Annotated in this window: 18 protein-coding genes; 11 read left to right on the top strand and 7 right to left on the bottom strand. The window is 60.9% G+C overall.

Annotation, left to right across the window (positions count from 1 at the left end; genetic code table 11):
• Window positions 1–73: 73 nt before the first annotated feature.
• From obgE to EPK99_RS23965, 10 genes are all read left to right on the top strand, one after another.
• Window positions 74–1,132, top strand: coding sequence for a GTPase ObgE (obgE, locus tag EPK99_RS24010; RefSeq protein WP_128445626.1), 1,059 nt, complete (start codon window positions 74–76; stop codon window positions 1,130–1,132).
• A complete protein-coding gene (proB, locus tag EPK99_RS24005) occupies window positions 1,129–2,298 on the top strand; it encodes a glutamate 5-kinase (protein ID WP_128445625.1) in 1,170 nt (389 codons plus the stop codon). Before obgE ends, proB begins: the two co-directional genes overlap by 4 nt.
• Window positions 2,291–3,574 (top strand): glutamate-5-semialdehyde dehydrogenase, encoded by a 1,284-nt coding sequence (locus EPK99_RS24000; protein WP_128445624.1) that lies wholly within the window; start codon window positions 2,291–2,293, stop codon window positions 3,572–3,574. The genes proB and EPK99_RS24000 overlap by 8 nt, the downstream gene beginning before the upstream one ends.
• A 42-nt stretch (window positions 3,575–3,616) precedes the next feature.
• Entirely contained in the window at window positions 3,617–4,210 is a 594-nt protein-coding gene (locus tag EPK99_RS23995) for a nicotinate-nucleotide adenylyltransferase (RefSeq protein WP_128445718.1), read from the top strand.
• 109 nt (window positions 4,211–4,319) lie between these two features.
• Window positions 4,320–4,769: a ribosome silencing factor gene (gene rsfS, locus EPK99_RS23990; RefSeq protein ID WP_128445623.1), complete on the top strand. Its 450-nt coding sequence runs from the start codon at window positions 4,320–4,322 to the stop codon at window positions 4,767–4,769.
• A 108-nt stretch (window positions 4,770–4,877) separates the two neighbouring features.
• Complete coding sequence (gene rlmH / locus EPK99_RS23985) at window positions 4,878–5,360, top strand: 23S rRNA (pseudouridine(1915)-N(3))-methyltransferase RlmH (RefSeq protein ID WP_128445622.1); 483 nt, start codon at window positions 4,878–4,880, stop codon at window positions 5,358–5,360.
• Between the two features lie 94 nt (window positions 5,361–5,454).
• Window positions 5,455–6,864, top strand: coding sequence for a murein hydrolase activator EnvC family protein (locus EPK99_RS23980; protein ID WP_128445621.1), 1,410 nt, complete (start codon window positions 5,455–5,457; stop codon window positions 6,862–6,864).
• Window positions 6,854–8,188 carry a S41 family peptidase gene (locus EPK99_RS23975; protein ID WP_128445620.1) on the top strand — a complete coding sequence of 445 codons (1,335 nt, stop codon included), beginning with the start codon at window positions 6,854–6,856 and terminating at the stop codon, window positions 8,186–8,188. The genes EPK99_RS23980 and EPK99_RS23975 overlap by 11 nt, the downstream gene beginning before the upstream one ends.
• Window positions 8,189–8,263: 75 nt before the next feature.
• A complete protein-coding gene (locus EPK99_RS23970) occupies window positions 8,264–9,487 on the top strand; it encodes a divergent polysaccharide deacetylase family protein (protein WP_128445619.1) in 1,224 nt (407 codons plus the stop codon).
• On the top strand, window positions 9,484–10,020 hold the full coding sequence (locus EPK99_RS23965; RefSeq protein ID WP_128445618.1) for an RNA pyrophosphohydrolase: 537 nt from the start codon (window positions 9,484–9,486) through the stop codon (window positions 10,018–10,020). Before EPK99_RS23970 ends, EPK99_RS23965 begins: the two co-directional genes overlap by 4 nt.
• Window positions 10,021–10,085: 65 nt before the next feature.
• Here the strand turns inward: EPK99_RS23965 and bfr are convergent, their stop codons facing one another.
• Window positions 10,086–10,571, bottom strand: a complete 486-nt coding sequence (bfr, locus tag EPK99_RS23960; protein ID WP_128445717.1) for a bacterioferritin — start codon at window positions 10,569–10,571, stop codon at window positions 10,086–10,088.
• The gene (locus EPK99_RS25840) at window positions 10,537–10,848 is read right to left on the bottom strand and encodes a (2Fe-2S)-binding protein (protein WP_128445617.1); all 312 of its coding nucleotides are present in this window, start codon (window positions 10,846–10,848) and stop codon (window positions 10,537–10,539) included. The genes bfr and EPK99_RS25840 overlap by 35 nt, the downstream gene beginning before the upstream one ends.
• Window positions 10,849–11,120: 272 nt before the next feature.
• On the opposite strand from EPK99_RS25840, the gene EPK99_RS23950 reads away from it, so the two are divergent.
• Entirely contained in the window at window positions 11,121–12,041 is a 921-nt protein-coding gene (locus tag EPK99_RS23950) for an alpha/beta hydrolase (protein WP_128445616.1), read from the top strand.
• On the opposite strand, the gene msrA is transcribed toward EPK99_RS23950, so the two are convergent.
• The 5 genes from msrA to EPK99_RS23925 form a co-directional block, all read right to left on the bottom strand.
• Window positions 12,038–12,733: a peptide-methionine (S)-S-oxide reductase MsrA gene (gene msrA / locus EPK99_RS23945; protein WP_128445615.1), complete on the bottom strand. Its 696-nt coding sequence runs from the start codon at window positions 12,731–12,733 to the stop codon at window positions 12,038–12,040. The genes EPK99_RS23950 and msrA overlap by 4 nt on opposite strands.
• A 77-nt stretch (window positions 12,734–12,810) precedes the next feature.
• Window positions 12,811–14,811: a CocE/NonD family hydrolase gene (locus tag EPK99_RS23940; protein WP_128445614.1), complete on the bottom strand. Its 2,001-nt coding sequence runs from the start codon at window positions 14,809–14,811 to the stop codon at window positions 12,811–12,813.
• Window positions 14,812–14,836: 25 nt separating this feature from the next.
• Window positions 14,837–16,480, bottom strand: coding sequence for an ABC transporter ATP-binding protein (locus EPK99_RS23935; RefSeq protein WP_128445613.1), 1,644 nt, complete (start codon window positions 16,478–16,480; stop codon window positions 14,837–14,839).
• A complete protein-coding gene (locus EPK99_RS23930) occupies window positions 16,473–17,300 on the bottom strand; it encodes an ABC transporter permease (protein ID WP_128445612.1) in 828 nt (275 codons plus the stop codon). The genes EPK99_RS23935 and EPK99_RS23930 overlap by 8 nt, the downstream gene beginning before the upstream one ends.
• On the bottom strand, window positions 17,297–18,319 hold the full coding sequence (locus tag EPK99_RS23925) for an ABC transporter permease (protein ID WP_128445611.1): 1,023 nt from the start codon (window positions 18,317–18,319) through the stop codon (window positions 17,297–17,299). The genes EPK99_RS23930 and EPK99_RS23925 overlap by 4 nt, the downstream gene beginning before the upstream one ends.
• Between the last annotated feature and the right edge of the window lie 61 nt (window positions 18,320–18,380).

Below are 18,380 nucleotides of genomic sequence, written 5' to 3'. Positions count from 1 at the left end.
GGCGATATCGAAACTATACATTGCTCCTCGGACTACCAGGAGCAGCGACGACCTCAGGACATACGGCTGAAGCATGAAATTTCTCGACGAGGCAAAGGTCTACATACGCTCCGGCGATGGCGGTGCGGGCGCGGTCTCGTTTCGGCGGGAGAAATCCATTGAGTTCGGCGGTCCGGATGGCGGCGATGGCGGTCGCGGAGGCGACGTCTGGGTAGAAGCCGTCAACGGGCTCAACACGCTGATCGATTTTCGCTTCCAGCAGCATTTCAAAGGGCAGACCGGAACGCATGGCATGGGGCGGAACCGCACCGGTGCCAATGGCGGCGATGCCACACTGAAGGTTCCCGTCGGCACGCAGATTTTCGAAGAAGACAACGAGACCCTGATTATCGACATGATTCGGGAGGGCCAGACCTTCCGGCTGGCCAAAGGCGGCAATGGCGGCTTCGGCAATACGCATTTCAAAAGCTCCACGAACCAGGCGCCCAACTGGGCCAACCCCGGCCAGGAAGGCCAGGAGAAGACCGTCTGGTTGCGGCTGAAGCTAATCGCAGACGCGGGGCTCGTCGGTCTGCCCAATGCGGGCAAGTCCACATTCCTTGCAAGCGTCACCCGGGCGCGCCCGAAGATCGCCAACTATCCTTTCACAACACTCCATCCGAACCTCGGCGTGGCGACCATCGATGGCCGCGAATTCGTGCTCGCCGATATTCCAGGCCTGATCGAGGGCGCTCATGAGGGCATCGGCATCGGCGATCGCTTCCTTGGCCATGTGGAGCGGACGCGCGTTCTTCTGCATCTCGTATCGGCCGTCGAGGAAAAGGTCGGCAAGGCCTATAAGACGGTAAAGACAGAACTCGAAGCCTATGGCGGCGGGCTGATCGACAAGCCGGTGGTCGTGGCGCTGTCGCAGATCGACGTGCTGGACGAAAAGGAACTTAAGAAGAAGGCGAAAGAGCTCGAAAAAGCGAGCGGCCAGACGCCCTTCCTGATTTCAGCCGTGACCGGCAAGGGTATGACGGAAGTGCTGCGCGCCCTTCGCGACGTGATCGTCGAGGCAAGCGGCGTCAACGAAACGGCGCTCCCTGATCGCTCCATGCCCGTCGATGATGGCCAAGAGAGTGACGAATGACATCGCTGCGCAAAACCGTTGCAAGTCACCGCCGCGTCGTCATCAAGATCGGCTCGGCTCTGCTTGTCGATCGCGGGACGGGGCTGAAATCGGGCTGGCTTGAAGCGATCTGCGCGGATATTGCCGCCTTGAGGAAACAAGGGACCGACGTGCTGGTTGTCTCTTCCGGCGCGATTGCGCTGGGCCGCACCGTTCTCGACCTGCCCGCAGGCGCGTTGAAGCTGGAGGAGAGCCAAGCCGCTGCCGCCGTGGGCCAGATTGCCTTGGCCCGTGCATGGTCCGAAAGCTTGTCGCGCCAGGAGATTGTCGCCGGGCAGATTCTGTTGACGCTCGGAGACACCGAAGAGCGGCGGCGCTATCTCAACGCCCGCGCCACGATCAATCAGCTTCTCAGAATAGGCGCGGTGCCTATTATCAATGAGAACGATACGGTCGCGACCTCGGAAATCCGCTATGGCGACAATGACCGCCTGGCTGCGCGCGTGGCGACGATGACCGGAGCGGATCTTCTCATCCTGCTGTCGGACATCGACGGGCTTTACACCGCACCACCTCACCTCGACCCGCAGGCACAGTTCCTGGACACCATTCCGACGATCACACCGGAGATCGAAGCCATGGCCGGTGGCGCGGCGTCCGAGCTATCCCGCGGCGGCATGAGAACCAAGATCGATGCCGGCAAGATCGCAACAGCTGCCGGCTGCGCCATGATCATCGCATCGGGCAAGGTCGATCACCCGCTTCGTGCGATCGAGGAGGGCTCGCGCTTTTCCTGGTTTGCGCCCTCTGGTACGCCGGTTACGGCGCGCAAGACCTGGATTGCCGGGCAATTGCAGCCGGCCGGCCAACTGCATGTGGATGCGGGGGCGCAAAAGGCGCTTGGCATAGGCAAGAGCCTTTTGCCGGCCGGCGTGCGGCGTGTCGAAGGACATTTCCACCGTGGCGATACGGTGGCTATCTTGGACATTGATGGGCGTGAAATCGGCCGTGGGCTTGCAAGCTACGATGCCGATGAGGCACGCCAGATCGCCGGACGGAAGTCCGCGGACATCGAGGCACTGCTGGGATATGCCGGTCGCGCTGCCATGGTTCACCGTGACGACATGGTGATCACGCGAGCCGGTCGCGCTGCCTTGGAACAGGAAGAGGATGTCGCCCATGCTTGACAAGCTTTCGGCAGGCGATGACGTTGCGACAATCATGAGCCTGATCGGTCGTAATGCGAAGGCGGCAGCGCAAGAGCTTGCGACCGCTTCGGCGGACGCCAAGGCAATGGCGCTACGGGCGATGGCGGATGCAATGGTGGCACAAAAGAGCGAGATCCTCGCGGCGAATGCCGAGGATCTACGCAATGTGGCAGGCAAAGATCTTCTGCTTTCCTTTATCGACCGCCTGACCCTGACGGAAAAGAGCATTGACGACATGGCGTCGGCCCTGCGGGAGATCGCCGCGCTCAAGGATCCGGTCGGCGAAGTCATAGCCGCCTGGGAACGCCCGAACGGTTTGAAGATCGAGCGAGTGCGTACACCGCTCGGGGTCATCGGGGTGATCTATGAGAGCCGCCCCAATGTCACTGCGGACGCGGGCGCACTGTGCCTGAAGGCCGGAAATGCCGTCATCCTGCGCGGCGGGTCGGATTCACTGCATTCATCGCAGGCGATCGGCCGGTGCCTGAGCGAAGGCCTGAAGGCTGCCGGCCTTCCAGAGCATGCTATCCAGATCGTACCGACACCGGATCGTGCTGCCGTGGGTGCCATGCTTTCGGGGCTGGACGGCGCAATCGACGTTATCGTGCCACGCGGCGGCAAGAGCCTGGTCGCTCGGGTCCAAAACGAGGCGCGCGTGCCGGTTTTTGCGCATCTGGAAGGCCTGTGCCACATTTATGTGGATGCCTCGGCCGATCTCGACATGGCGAAAGCGATCGTCGTCAACGCGAAGATGCGCCGAACCGGTGTCTGCGGCGCGGCGGAAACGCTGCTGATCGACAGCGCTGCGATCGGCAAACACCTGATGCCGATCCTGGAAGCCTTGACCGAAGCCGGCTGCGAAATTCGAGCCTCGGCCGCTGTGCTCAAGGTGTTTCCTGGTTTCAAGCCTGCGACCGAAGCGGATTGGCGGACGGAATATCTGGATGCCGTCATTTCGGTCGCAATCGTGGACGGAATTTCCGGCGCCATCCGCCACATTAACACCTACTCTTCCAACCACACGGAAGCGGTGATCGCGGAAGACCCGGAAGTTGTCACCCGCTTCTTCAATGGGATCGACTCGGCAATCCTGCTCCATAACGCCTCGACGCAGTTTGCCGATGGAGGCGAGTTCGGCATGGGCGGTGAGATTGGCATCTCCACCGGCAAAATGCACGCACGCGGACCTGTGGGCGTCGAGCAACTGACCTCTTTCAAATACCGTGTGCATGGCACCGGCCAGACGCGATCCTGATCTCGCGTGGCCGAGGAGGAGATCGATCGCCGATACCAGTCCATGCCCCATGCCGAGCGGGGCATGGCCGTCGGGCTGTTTGGCGGGTCCTTCAATCCGCCCCATGAAGGCCATGTTCTGGTGTCCGAAATCGCCATACGACGACTGCGCCTAGATCAGCTCTGGTGGATGGTGACGCCGGGAAACCCATTGAAAAGCCGCAGAGAGCTTGCATCGCTTCCGGACCGCCTCGCGCAAAGCGAGCGGCTTGTCCACGATCCGCGCATCAAGATCACCGCCTTCGAGCAAACGCTGGGCACATCCTACACAGCCGAGACGCTTGCCTTCGTGAAAGCTCGTAATCCCCACGTCCATTTCATCTGGATCATGGGCGCCGATAGCCTCAAGACCTTTCACCTGTGGCAGAAATGGCGGGAGATCGCAGCAACCTTCCCGATCGCGGTCATAGACCGACCCGGCGCGACGCTCTCCTTCCTGTCGTCGCAGATGGCGCGAGCCTTGGCCAATGCACGAATAGACGAGGACGATGCAGGTGTCTTGTGGAAGCGTCAGGCGCCTGCCTGGACCTTCATCCACGGCCCACGCTCGACCTTGAGCTCAACGGCCCTGCGCGCGAAAGGGACGGAGGAAGGCTGATCCTGCGGCAGCGAGCATTGAGCCCACGTCATCAACACATATCTTGAAAAATGAACGATTCGGTGCCACCTTCGTTAGGCGGCCGCGCCAGAAGCGGATTCGCCTTTGAGTGCATGTTGCTGTTACCTTGAAAGGGAAAACTCTGACAACAGTACACGCCAAGGGAAAGACGGTTTCCGTCATCCCGCAGAGCATGGAACGTGGCGCCGATGCCGCCGCCCGCGCTCTCGACCTGATCCTCGCAAGCCTTGAGGATTCCAAAGCCGAAGATATCGTCACCATCAACATCGCGGGAAAATCGGCGCTGGGCGACTATATGGTCGTTGTAACCGGACGATCTAACCGTCATGTCATGGCCATCAGCGAACACCTGGTTACCGACATGAAGGACGACGGTCTGGGCAATGCCCGGGTCGAAGGTCTCGAAAACGGCGACTGGGTGCTGATCGATGCGGGCGATATCATCGTCCACGTCTTCCGTCCGGAAATCCGCGAGATCTACAACATCGAGAAGATGTGGGCCGCTCCGGATATCGAAGACGGGACCGTCTTGCATTAACGGGCTGTCAGGCTTGTCCTGACGCCGACAACATGGTTGATCCTGAAGCGGCGGCGGTGTGATATCCGCCGTAAGAAGTCTTGATCGCCAAATGACGGACGTGGGGACATGCGAATAAGCCTTTTCGCCGTGGGACGGCTCAAAACCGGACCGGAGAAGGAACTTGCCTCCCGATACCTGGATCGCTTTGCAAAAACTGGGCCTGCGGTTGGTTTGGAATTTTCGCGGTCTATCGAAATCCCCGAAAGCCGCGCATCGAATGCCGAGACGCGTAAGAAAGAGGAAGGCTCCGCTCTGGAAAAAGCGCTTCTGGAGGGATCAATCCTTGTTCTTCTCGATGAGCGTGGCAAGACGCTCGACAGCGAAGCCTTTGCCAGTTTGCTTGGTCGCCATCGCGATAGCGGCAAGCGGGACCTGATGATTGCCATCGGCGGCGCGGATGGCCTGGACCCCGAATTGCGCGCACGCGCCGATTTGGTCCTGAACCTTGGCTCCATGACATGGCCGCATCAACTTGTTCGTATCCTTATCGCCGAACAGCTCTATCGGGCCGTGACGATCCTCTCCGGCCACCCCTATCATCGTGCCTGAAACCGTTCGTTAACCATTGAACACGATGTTGTTCCTGGCCTTGCCGGCCAAATCAGCTTAATTTTATCTTTATCCGGCAAGTATCGGGGCGTGGATGAACACCAGAGGAGCAAGTTTGGCCGGAAAGGCGCTGCTATGTTTGGCAGTGACGGCTGGCTATGCGCTCTACCCTCCCGGCAGTGTCCCACGTGCCCTCGCACAAGAGAACACACCTTCGCTGCAACCCGCGCCGCCTATAGCAGTCGATCCGACGGCGGATCTTCAAGGCAAGCGTAACGAGACCCGTGGCGAGCTGGAGGTTCTGGCCAAGACCATGCAACTGTCGGCCGGCAAGATCTCGTCTATCGAGCAGAACATTGCGTCCATCAAGAAGAACTCTGCGGATGTGAGGCAGGCGCTGATCGAGTCGGCCGCCCGTCGCAAGGATCTGCAGAACAAGATCATGAAGAGCGAGGAGACGCTTGCGAACCTCAAGGTCCGCGAAGATGCGATCCGCACCTCTTTACGGGGCCGGCGCGCCGTGCTTTCCGAAGTTTTGGCCGCGCTTGAGCGCATGGGGCGCAATCCACCTCCTGCCTTGCTGGTGACGCCGGAAGATGCGCTGGCATCCGTGCGTAGTGCGATCCTGCTCGGCGCCGTCGTACCCGGCATGCGCTCGGAAGCCGACAAGCTGGTGGGCGATCTGCAGTCCCTTTCCTCGCTTCAGGCGGCTGCGCTCCAGGAAAAGGAAAACGTCACCCAGACGATCGCGTCGAGCATCGAGGAGGAGCGGCGCATGAACCTCCTTCTTGCTGAAAACGACAAGCTGAACAACCAGAAGATCCAGGACCTGCAGGCGGAACAGGCTCGGTCTGCGGAACTTGCGGGTCGCGCAACCTCGCTCCAGGATCTGATCCAGACGCTGGAGGGGCAGATCGCGTCCGTTCGCGAGGGGATAGACCGCACCCGCGCCGAGGAGGAAAGGCAGAAGCTTCTTTCCGAAGCAGAGCGCGAAAAAGCCCGCCAACTGGCTGAAAGCGGTGTGCCTGACAAAAACCGCATTGCGCCCGCATACGCGTTTTCAAGCCTCAAGCAAAAGCTGGAGCTCCCCATTGCCGGCGATGTCGTACGTTGGTTTGGCGATGCCGACGGGACCGGCCATCCTGCGAGGGGGATTACCATTGCGTCCAATCCTGGGGCGGTCGTGACGGCACCGGCGGATGGACTTGTCGTTTTCGCCGGCGCTTTCAGGAGCTATGGCCAGATGATCATCCTCAATACCGGCGACGGATATCATCTCGTCTTGACCGGGATGGACAAGGTTAATGCGCGGCAGGGCAAGTTTGTGTTTGCAGGCGAGCCGATTGCTGTAATGGGTGAGAAAAGAGTAGCAAGCGCGACTGCGTTGGCGCTGGAAACTGATCGTCCGACGCTTTACATTGAATTCCGAAAAGACGGCACCCCGGTTGATTCCAAGCCATGGTGGACCGCGAAAGAAACTGGAAGGGCACGAAATGATTCGTAGGGCTTCTCTCGTCATCGTGGGTGCACTCATGGGCGCCACGGCGATGAGCGTGATTTATTCTGCCGGCGTACCCGCCCAGGCAGCAGGGGCATCGACCTACAAGGAGCTGTCGATCTTCGGCGATGTATTCGAGCGGGTTCGCGCCCAGTACGTGACGCCGCCGGACGAAGAGAAGCTGGTCGAGAATGCCATCAACGGCATGCTGACCTCGCTGGATCCCCATTCCAGCTTCATGAATGCCAAGGATGCCGAAGACATGCGCACGCAGACGCGTGGCGAATTCGGCGGTCTCGGTATCGAAGTGACCATGGAAAACGAGCTGGTCAAGGTCATCACGCCGATCGACGATACACCCGCAGCCAAGGCTGGCGTTCTTGCCGGTGACTTCATCTCGGAAATCGATGGCCAGGCCGTGCGCGGCCTCAAGCTTGAGGACGCCGTCGAGAAGATGCGCGGGCCGGTCAACACGCCTATTAAGCTGACAGTGATTCGCCAGGGCGCCGACAAGCCGATCGAAATCACGGTCGTGCGTGATATCATCGCCGTTCGGGCCGTGAAGTCACGCGTCGAAGCGGGTGATGTCGGTTACGTGCGCGTCATCTCGTTTACCGAGAAGACCTACGACGACCTGGAAAAGGCCATCAAGAAGATCAAGGCCGATGTACCGGCCGACAAGCTCAAGGGCTATGTTCTCGACCTGCGCCTGAACCCTGGCGGTCTTCTGGATCAGGCAATCAACGTATCCGATGCCTTCCTGGAACGTGGCGAGGTCGTATCGACCCGCGGCCGCAACCCGGAAGAAACGCGACGCTTCAATGCAGGCCCCGGCGATCTGACCGATGGCAAGCCGGTGATCGTGCTCGTGAACGGCGGCTCGGCTTCGGCCTCCGAAATCGTTGCCGGCGCATTGCAGGATCTGAAGAGGGCAACCGTGGTCGGTACGCGCTCCTTCGGCAAGGGTTCCGTGCAGACGATTATCCCGCTGGGCGACGCAGGTGCGCTGCGTCTGACGACCGCGCTGTACTACACGCCGTCGGGCAAGTCGATCCAGGGCACGGGCATCAACCCGGACATCAAGGTCGAACAGCCACTGCCGCCGGAGCTTCAGGGCAAGGTGAAGGCAGAGGGCGAATCCAGCCTGAAGGGCCATATCCAGGGCGCTGCGGAAACGGACGAAGGTTCGGGCTCAACGGCCTATGTGCCGCCGGAAGCCAAAGACGACCTTCAGCTCAACTACGCGCTGGACCTCTTCCATGGCGCCAAGACGGACCCGTCCTTCCCGCCCAGCCCCGACAAGGCCGCAGCGGCCGTCAAGAAGAACTGATCGATCGCGTATCGGAGGCGGCAGACATCGCCTCCGATACCAAACTCCCTCCTGAATATTTGAACCGGGTATATCTTGGGCACCGATCTCCGCGCACCTCTCGGACGAGACCGGCCGGCGGCGCGAAGACGCCCAAGACTCTGGCGCCCATCCTTCCTGATCGGGATCTTAGGCGTCTTAGTCGTCTCCGGACTTTCGATCTATGCGATGCGGCCCGACAAGGCGCTGCAGCAGGCGGCGGCAATTCCCCTGCCCGCCCCATCCCTGGCTGGAGATCAGCCTCCGCCATCGATTTCCCAATCAGCAGCGACGTCCAATACTCCCGACGCGGGCATGGCACGCTCCAATCCCAATTCGGGAGCACATGTGGAGCGCACCCTTACCGACGACGGCTCCGTCGTCACCAAATATACGCCGCGCCAGCGCGATGCTGGCGGGCCGGTCCTGATCGATGCGCAACGCATCGGCCAGGATCCTCGACTGGCCGCTCAGCCCAACGAGGCTTTGCTGGAGGATACACCACAAGGGCGGCTGCCGATTCTCGGCGCAGACGGAACGCGTCCGATGGACCAGTATGGGCGCCCATGGTCCGGCGCACGTGGCACCCGAATCGCGATCGTTGTCGGCGGCCTGGGGCTTAGCCAGACGGGCACGCAAAACGCAATCCGGCAATTGCCCCCATCCGTGACTTTGGCCTTCGCTTCGAGTGGCAACAGCCTGCAACGCTGGATGCAGGAAGCGCGCCGAAACGGGCATGAAATTCTGCTGCAGGTTCCGTTCGAGCCTTACGATCTGCAAGAAAATGACGCGGGTTCTGGGACGCTGCTGACTAAAGCCTCGACCAAAGACAATTTGGTCCGTCTCCATGAAGCCATGGGACAGATCACCAACTATACGGGCATCATGAACTATCAGGGTGGCCGCTATCTGTCCGACATCAAGGCGCTGGAGCCGGTACTGCGTGACGTGAGCCGGCGTGGGCTGCTTTTCCTGGATGACGGCACCGCGGCCCAGTCGAAAACCGAAACCATATCCAAGGCTCTGAACCTGCCGCATGCCTTCGCGGATTTGACCCTGGACGGCCAGTTGCAGGCGGATGCCATCCTGAAAAAGATGGACGAGCTCGAGCGAATCGCGAATCGCAAGGGGGTTGCAATCGGAGTGGCGTCGGCTTTTGACGAGAGCATTACGGCCATCAGGCAGTGGAGCGAGGAAGCGAGCCAGAGAGGGATCGAGATCGTCGGGGTTTCCGCACTCGCCCGGGAAAGCGTTCCAGCCCAAAATGGAGATCTCAGGTGAGCAAGAAGAACGACAAGCCGCTCAAGGCGGAAGATCTGCCCTACCGGCCATGCGTCGGCATCATGGTGCTGAACAGCCAAGGATTGGTCTGGGCGGGGCGCCGCATCGCCGAAGGGAACAGCGAGTATGACGGCTCGCCCCAGCTCTGGCAGATGCCGCAGGGCGGCATCGACAAGGGCGAAGATGCTCTGCCGGCCGCCTACCGAGAACTCTATGAAGAGACCGGCATGCGCTCGGTGACATTGCTGGCGCAGTCGCGCGACTGGATCAACTACGATCTGCCGCCGCATCTGATTGGAATCGGGTTAAAAGGAAAATATAGGGGCCAGACCCAGCGCTGGTTCGCCTTCCGCTTCGAAGGGGATGAAAGCGAAATCGCCATCAACCCGCCGCCGGGAGGACACCAGGCGGAATTCGATGTCTGGGAATGGAAGCCGATGGCCGAACTGCCGCAACGGATCGTACCGTTCAAACGCGCAGTGTATGATCAGGTCGTAGCCGAGTTTGCGCATCTCGCACAAGCTGCGGCCTGACCACAGCCGCGCCATCAGCTTTCAAAGCAAAGCCCGGAACGGTCGCTCCGGGCTTTGGCTGAAAGTTATTCAGCGGCGTCGGCGGACTCGGCATTGAGAAGGCCGTAGCGCTCCTCGCCGATTTTGCCCAGCAACTCGAGCTGGGTTTCCAGGAAGTCGATATGGCCTTCCTCGTCTGCCAGCAACTGCTCGAACAGCTTCATCGAGACATAGTCGCCGGCGTCATGACAGACGTCACGGGAGGCCTTATAGGCCGTGCGGGCGTCGTATTCACCGGCGAGATCGGCTTCCAGCACTTCCTTCACGGTCTGGCCGATTCGAAGCGGCGCAAGCGTCTGGAGGTTGGGGTGGCCCTCAAGGAAGATGATGCGATCGATCAGCCGGTCGGCGTGCTGCATCTCTTCGATGGATTCGGCGCGTTCCTTCTTGGCCAACTTGGCATAGCCCCAGTCGGAAAGCAGCCGATAATGCAGCCAATATTGATTGACCGCGCCAAGCTCGAGAAACAAAGCCTCGTTAAGCCGCTCGATGACCCTTAAGTCGCCTTTCAATGTCCACTCTCCTGTTTTCTTCATGGAATTGCTTCAGGCGGGACATATAAACGACAAGCTCGGCTTCCGTCGAGTGCCGGTGAGCATGATACTCTTCCGTGGTGCGAATAATCAATTCGACCACATTAGGAAAGCAACCGCAGCAGCGCCCACGTTTCGCCATGGCATGATAGACTTTGGACGGAACGATCAACTGCCAACAGTCCTCATCGAGAAGCTCGATGATCGTGTTGCGGATGTCCTTGTCGGTGATGTAATTGCAGCTACAGACCAGCATTTTCGATCAACCTGGAAAGGTGAGCGTTAGTATCTTCTTTTTGAGAAAGGAGACCCGCTGTGTCAAGAAAAATTTCCCACCTTTCGATTCAAAGATCGTTGAAGGCAGGATGCGTCGGGCGACTGCGCCATAGCGTTCACACTCACGCCCGTTTGCCAAGTCCACCTGCGCTGCGGGATGGGTTTTCGACCGAGGTCGCGTCGGCGCAGACCGTTGCATGCATCAGTTTCCCATCTTAGGCTGAATGAAATCGATTCCATGCGGAAGCCGGTATGACCGAAAAAGCTGCGACAAGGCCGTTTCCTCAGGAAGCAGGTATCCTCGAATTTCTGAGGATTTGCGATAGTTTCTATCCACCCGATGCCGTCGATGCGTCTATCGGACAGCAACGTGCCTGGTATGATGCGTTGTGTGCCCGCTTCGACCAGCCGCTACCGGAGGGTATGACGTTCCAGGACGAGATGCTGGTCGTGCCGGTCCGCCGCTACCTCCCCGCCCAGGTGGAGACGGACACCGTCCTCCTTTACCTCCACGGCGGCGGTTTCGTCGTCGGGTCTCTCGATAGCCACCATGCGATCTGCGCGGAAATCGCCGCTTACGCCGGTGCTCGGCTTGTTGCGGTCGATTACCCGCTCGCGCCGGAGCATGTCTGGCCGGCCCAGACGAATGACTGCTTTGCCGTCCTCAAGCAGCTGCTGGCCGATGGAAGCAAGGTCGTGCTGGTCGGCGACAGTGCCGGTGGCAACCTGGCGGCCGGGCTTGCTCTGCGGGCGCGGGAGGAGGGACTTGAAGGCGTGGTGGGTCAGGTCCTCATCTATCCCCCGCTCGGCGGCGATCTGCGAACCGGGTCCTACCAGGAAATGGCGCATGCGCCGGGGCTTTCGACGGCCGATGTTGCCTATTACCGCGACATCCTCAAGGCGCCGGCGGACGAGCTGATTGCGCATCCGCTCATGGCAGCTACGCTCGATGGACTGCCACCCGCATACATCACTGTCGCGCATTTCGACCCCTTGCGCGACGACGGTCATCTCTATGCGCAGCGGTTGAGGCAGGCGGGTGTCGAAGTTAGCCTGCGCGAAGAGCCGCAAATGGTGCATGCCTGGCTGCGCGCCCGGCACATGAGCGACGGCGCGAGGGAAGCATTTGCCGTCCTCTGCGACGCCGTCCGTAGCTTCGCCAGAAAAGCCTAAGTCTTGGCCTTGGAGACCAGCACAGGCTGTGCCTTGAAATCGGATGGGAAGATCGCCTTGAGACTGTCGATCTTCGGCATGTCGTTATAGACGATATAAGGATAGTCCGGGTTGAGTGTCAGGAAATCCTGATGATAGGCCTCGGCCGGGTAAAAGCCGTGCAATGCCGAAATCTTCGTCACGATCGGTTCTGGAAAAGTCTTCGTGCCGTCGAGCTGAGCCAGATAGGCGTCTGCCACCTTTTTCTGTTCGTCGCTGGCAACGAAGATGGCCGAGCGATACTGCGTTCCGCGGTCGGGACCCTGATAGTTCAGCTGGGTCGGATTATGGGCCACAGAGAAGAAGATCTGCAAAAGGCGGCCGTAGGTCACTTCCTTCGGATCGAAGGTAACCTTCACCGACTCGGCATGTCCGGTCTTGCCGGAGCTCACCGTTTCGTAGCTTGCGGTCTCCTTTGCTCCACCGGCATAGCCGGAGACGGCGCTGGTCACGCCCCTGACGTGCTGAAAGACGCCCTGAACGCCCCAGAAGCAACCGCCGGCAAAAACGGCAGTTTCGGGGCCGGTATGCGCTGCTTCATCGACTGCCGGCGCGGGGATGCGGACCGCCCGCTCCGCCGCCAGCGCCAGTGGCGCAGATAAAAGCACTCCGCCCAAGGCAAAGCACAGTCCCAACCGCTTCGATATCGTCATGGCAAGTTCCTCCATTGCCATGACTGTCGTCCCGCAAGACGTTAGCGTCAATTCACATCGGCGTGGCGGGCCGCTTCTCACATCAGATCGCGAGCGATCGCCTTGTCGAAACTCTTCTCGAAGATCTGCCGTTCTCCGTCATAGGCTGTCACGTTGGCGCTGATCAGCCAGTCCGTTGCGGTGCAGGCGATGTTGGCAGTCGAAATCGTCCGTACAAACCAGTCGCCACGCTGCATGTCGCAGGTCCAAATGCTGGTTCCGGTCATGGAGAGCGGATCATCCGGCTTGATCGTCCAGGTTTCCTCACGTCGCTGCCGGGTTGCAAGACCCGTACCCGGATGCTCGGAAAGCCCTGTGTCTTCGACGACAATATAGCTTGTTGTGTTGGCGGCGAGATCGCGGGTCACGCTGCGGCGGGTCTCCGATGGCGCCAGCTCGTTATATTTCGGCAGAGGATCAGGATTGTCGGGCTGCTTCATCTCGAAGCGTTCGTGTTCGCCGAGTAGCGGCAGGGCAAGTCCCAGCGAGGAAATGTCGATGGTGACGCCCGGATCGACCGGCGGCGGCAGGACCATAGGCCAATAGGCGGTCGATAAGGACAGGCGCAGGCGGTGGCCTTCGCCGAAGCGATAGCCGCAGGCGTCGAGCTCCAGGCGGATGGACACGGTTTCTCCCGGCACGAGCGGTTGCGGATCGGCATTGCCATCGCGATGGGCAAGATTGATCACGCCGAAGGAAACCCGCGTTGCCGAGCCGTCCGGATGGATATCGACGATGCGGGCGCACAGATTGGCGAGTTCGGCATCCGCCCGCAGGGTCAGCGTCAGCTCAGGGCGTCCGAGGTAGGTCTTGGGTTCGGTCAGCGGAGGGGTCTGGAAGACGAGAGAGCCGCCATCGTCCCCGCGCTGGTCGCCCGCCAGCTCCGCATCCGGCTTCAGCGTGAACCATTCGCCTGCGGCTGTGCCGGTATCGAGCGGCGATTTGAGATAGATTTCGTGCGGCGGCGCATAGGGGGTCGGCATGCCGACCAGAAGCGCGCCGAACTGATCGACGTAGAAGCTTTCGCTTTGCGGCGGGCTCCAGCGGGTCTTGGAGACCCAGAAACCGGGATCGGTGTCGCGACGCAGAGCTGGCTTCGGTCCATCCAGGATGTAGGCTCGCACCTGAGGCAGGTTATCGATGCCGTTTTGCTCGTCGCGCAGCCAACGGTTCCAGAAGGCGATCGCCTCGCCCAGGAAATCGGCGCGCGGTTTTGGCCAGGCAAAATGCGGGTACTTGTGCACCCATGGGCCGATCAGAGCCTTTGCCTTGTCGCCCAAGCCTTCGGCGGTCAGCAGCGGTGTATTGCGGTAGCCGTCAGCCCAGCCGGCGATGACAAGCGCCGGAATCTCGATCGCCGAATAGTCCTCACAGATGGAACCGTGCTTCCAGAAATCGTCGCGGCGCTGGTGTGATAGCCATTCCTCCATGAAGAACGGTTCGGCTTCGAGCCGCTCCATCCACATGTCAATCCAGCGCTCGCCAACGATTTCGGGATACGGCGCCCGAGACTGGTAGGCGAGCATGGTTGCCGCCCAGGAGAGTTGGGCCGACAGGTGGCAGCCGTTCTTGTAGTGGATGTCGTCATTATAGCGGTCGGTGGTCGAGGCGATAGAGATCACCGCCTTCAGTGACGGCGGGCGGAGGGCCGCCACCTGCAGCGAATTGAACCCGCCCCAGGAAATGCCCATCATGCCGACCTTGCCGTTCGACCAGGGCTGCTCGGCAATCCAGGCGATCAACTCGTAGGCATTGGCGAGCTCGAGTTCCGTGTATTCACCGTCGATCACGCCGTCCGATTCGCCCGAGCCGCGAATGTCGACGCGGACGCCGGCAATGCCCGCCGCAGCAAAGGCGGGATAGGTGGATTCGTCACGGGGGCTCGTCCCGTCGCGCTTGCGATAGGGCAGGAACTCGAACACGGCCGGGACCGGATCAGTCTGCGCATCGTCCGGCATCCAGATGCGGGCGGCAAGCCGGGTGCCGTCCTTCAGCCTGATCCACTGGTTATCGATGACGGTGAAGGCGCGGTCGGTCATTTCAGATGCACTCTCGGTATGGATTTCAGTTTCCCGCACTTTCCATGCGGCGGGTGGTGAGGACCTGCTCCAGCCAGCCCAGCTTCATTTCCGGAACCGATTTGAGCAGCAGATCCGTGTAGTCGTCAAAGGGGGGAGATAGCGCCTGCGATTTCGGACCGAAGCGGACGAGCCGCCCACGGTGCATGACGGCGACCGAATCGGCGATAGCGCGGACAATGGCAATGTCGTGGGTGATGAAGACATAGGAGAGCTGCTGCTCTTCCTGCAGCCGTGCCAGCAGCTTGAGGATGCCCTCCGCCACCAGCGGGTCAAGCGCAGAGGTCGGTTCGTCGCAGAGGATCAGCTCGGGCCGGGCAGCCAGCGCCCGGGCAATCGCAACACGCTGCTTCTGACCGCCGGAAAGCTCGGCCGGGTAACGATTGACGAAGCCCGTACCCATCTCGATCTGCTCGAGAAGTTCCTTGACGCGGGCAGTCTTCGCCGCTCCACGTAGCCCGTCATAGAAGGTCAGTGGGCGGCCGATGATGTCGCGCACCGTCTGGCGCGGGTTCATGGCCGTGTCCGCCATCTGGTAGATCAGCTGGATGCGGCGCAACTCGTCGCGGCTGCGGTTCTTCAGCGCCGGTGTCAGCGGCTTCCCCTCGAAGGTGATCCTTCCATCGCTCGGTGGCAGAAGACCGGTGATGACGCGGGCGAGCGTGGATTTACCCGAGCCGGATTCGCCGACGATGGCCAGTGTCTGCCCCTTGCACAGGTGCAGGGAAACGTCATGCAGCACCTTGAAGCCGTTCGAATATTGCGCGCTGACATTCTCGACCTTCAGCAGCGCCTGGCTCTGATCAGGTGCTTCCTCGCGGATCGCCTGGCGCACATTGACGAGCGCCCGCGTGTATTCCTGCGTCGGGGCCTCGATGATCTGCTGGACCGGGCCGTATTCGATTGTCTTGCCGTAGCGCAGCACCATGATGTCATCGGAGATTTGCGCGACGACAGCCAGATCGTGCGTGATATAGAGCGCCGCCGTATGCGTCGCCTCGATCGCATGCTTGATGGCGGCCAGCACGTCGATCTGCGTGGTCACGTCCAGCGCGGTCGTCGGCTCATCGAAGACGATGAGTTCCGGATTGGAACACAGCGCCATGGCTGTCATTGCACGTTGCAGCTGACCGCCGGAGACTTGGTGCGGGAAGCGGTTGCCGAACGTTTCGGGGTTCGGCAGGCCCAATACGCCGAACAGATAGAGCGCCCGCTTGCGGGCCTCGTCCTTGGTCATCAGGCCGTGCTTGACCGAAGCCTCGATCACCTGGTCGCCCAGCTTGTGGGCCGGGTTGAATGCGGCGGCCGCCGATTGAGCCACATAGCAGACGCGGGCACCGCGGACCTTGCGGATGCCGCCCCTGTCGAGGGAAAGGATGTTGGTGCCGTTGAGGTTCACCTCGCCGCCGGTAATCTCGGCGCCGCCGCGACCGTAGGCGAGAGCTGAAAGGCCGATGGTGGACTTGCCGGCGCCGGATTCGCCGATCAGCCCGAGGACCTTGCCCTTTTCGAGATCGAAGGAAACGCCATCGACGATGGTGATGCGCTTCGGCGCTTCGCCGGGCGGATAGCTGGTGGCCTCGATCTTAAGATTGCGGACGGAGAGAAGGCCGGAAGAAAGATCAGGCATCGCCGCGCCCTCCCTTGAGGCTGGAGGTTCGCTTCAGCAACCAGTCGACCACCAGGTTCACGCAGATGCAGAGTGCGGCGATGGCGGTGCCGGGCACCAGGGCTGCTGCGATACCGAAGATGATGCCGTCCTTGTTGTCCTTGACCATGCCGCCCCAGTCTGCGGTCGGTGGTTGAATACCGAGGCCGAGGAAGGAAAGCGTGGACAGGAAGAGGATCGCGAAGGCGAAACGCAGGCCGAATTCCGCCAGCAGCGGCGAGAGCGTATTGGGCAGGATCTCGCGGAAGATGATCCAGGTCGTCCCTTCGCCGCGAAGCCTAGCCGCTTCGACGAATTCCATAACGGCGACATCGAGAGCCACTGCTCGTCCAAGGCGATAGACGCGGGTGGAATCCAGCACCGCCATGACGAGGATCAGGATCAGGATATGCTGCGGCAGGACGGCGAGCACGACGAGCGCGAAGATCAGCGTCGGGATCGACATCATCAGGTCGTTGAAGCGCGAAAACACCGTGTCGATCAGGCCGCCGGAGACGGCCGCAATAAAGCTCAGAACGATGCCAAGCGAAAAGGAGACGAGGGTCGCGGCAAATGCCACGAACAGCGTGGTCCGGGCGCCGAAGATCAGCCGCGACAGGATATCGCGTCCGAGATTGTCGAGGCCGAAGAAGAACTGCGCATCCGCTTCCTGCCAGACGCCCCCGACCACTTCCGTTTCCCCATAGGGTGCAACCCAGGGAGCGAAGAGCGCGCAGAAGATCGCAAGCAGGATGCCAAATATGCCGACCCAGGCGGTGATGGGGATATCTCTCAGCCTCATCTCGGATGCCTCAGGCGCGGGTTGGCGACAATGGCGAGGATGTCCGCCACCATGTTGAGGAGGATGTAGACCGCTGCGAAGATGAGGCCGCAGGCCTGAACCACCGGCATGTCGCGCACGGTGACGGCGTCCACCATGTATTGACCCATGCCGGGATAGACGAAGACGACTTCGACCACCACAACGCCCACCACGAGATAAGCGAGATTGAGTGCCACCACGTTGATAATGGGAGCGAGCGCATTGGGTGCCGCATGCTTGACGATGGCGCGAGCGGCGGAGAGGCCCTTGAGTTCGGCTGTCTCCATATAGGCGGAAGACATGACGGAGAGGATGGCGGCGCGGGTCATTCGCATCATGTGGGCGAGCACGACGAGAACGAGGGTCGCCGTCGGCAGGGCAATGGTCTGGATACGCTCGGCCAAGCCCATTCCGTCGTAAACCGTCGCCGGAAAGGTGGCGATGCCGAAATCGACCGCGAAATAGAGGATCAGCAGGTAGCCGATGAAGAATTCCGGCAGAGAAATCGCGGCCAGCGACAGGACGTTGATGATCTTGTCCGGCATGCGGTTGCGGAAATGCACCGACAGCATGCCGAGCCCCACCGCCAGCGGCACGGCGATGATCGCCGCGAAGCCCGCCAGGAAGAGCGAATTTCCAAGCCGCTTGCCGACCTGTTCGGAGACCGAATTACGGCTTGCCCAGGATGTGCCGAAATCGCCTTGTAGCGCGCCGCCTAGCCAGGAGACGTACCGGGTGACGAGAGGTCGATCGAGGCCAAGCTCGCTGCGGATGTTCGCTACGGCCTGGGGTGTCGCCGACTGCCCGAGATAGGTGGTCGCAAAATCGCCGGGCAGGGCTTCCACGCCTCCGAAGATCAGCACGGAAACGGCAAAAAGCAGCAGGACCGATAGCAGCAGGCGCTCGGCGATCAGGGCGAGAAGCGGAAAACGCGCCTTCAACCTGAGGCCGGACGGGCTAGGGGCTTCCGCGGGCTTTATCTCTGTCGGATTGGACATTGGGGCATGATCCACCTGTCTGAACGGAGAGACGGACCGCGGACGTATGATCCGCGGTCCA

The organism is Neorhizobium lilium (genome assembly GCF_004053875.1).
Classification (GTDB): domain Bacteria; phylum Pseudomonadota; class Alphaproteobacteria; order Rhizobiales; family Rhizobiaceae; genus Neorhizobium; species Neorhizobium lilii.
Note: the sequence above shows the minus strand (reverse complement) of the source record. Positions and strands in the feature narration are given on the sequence as shown.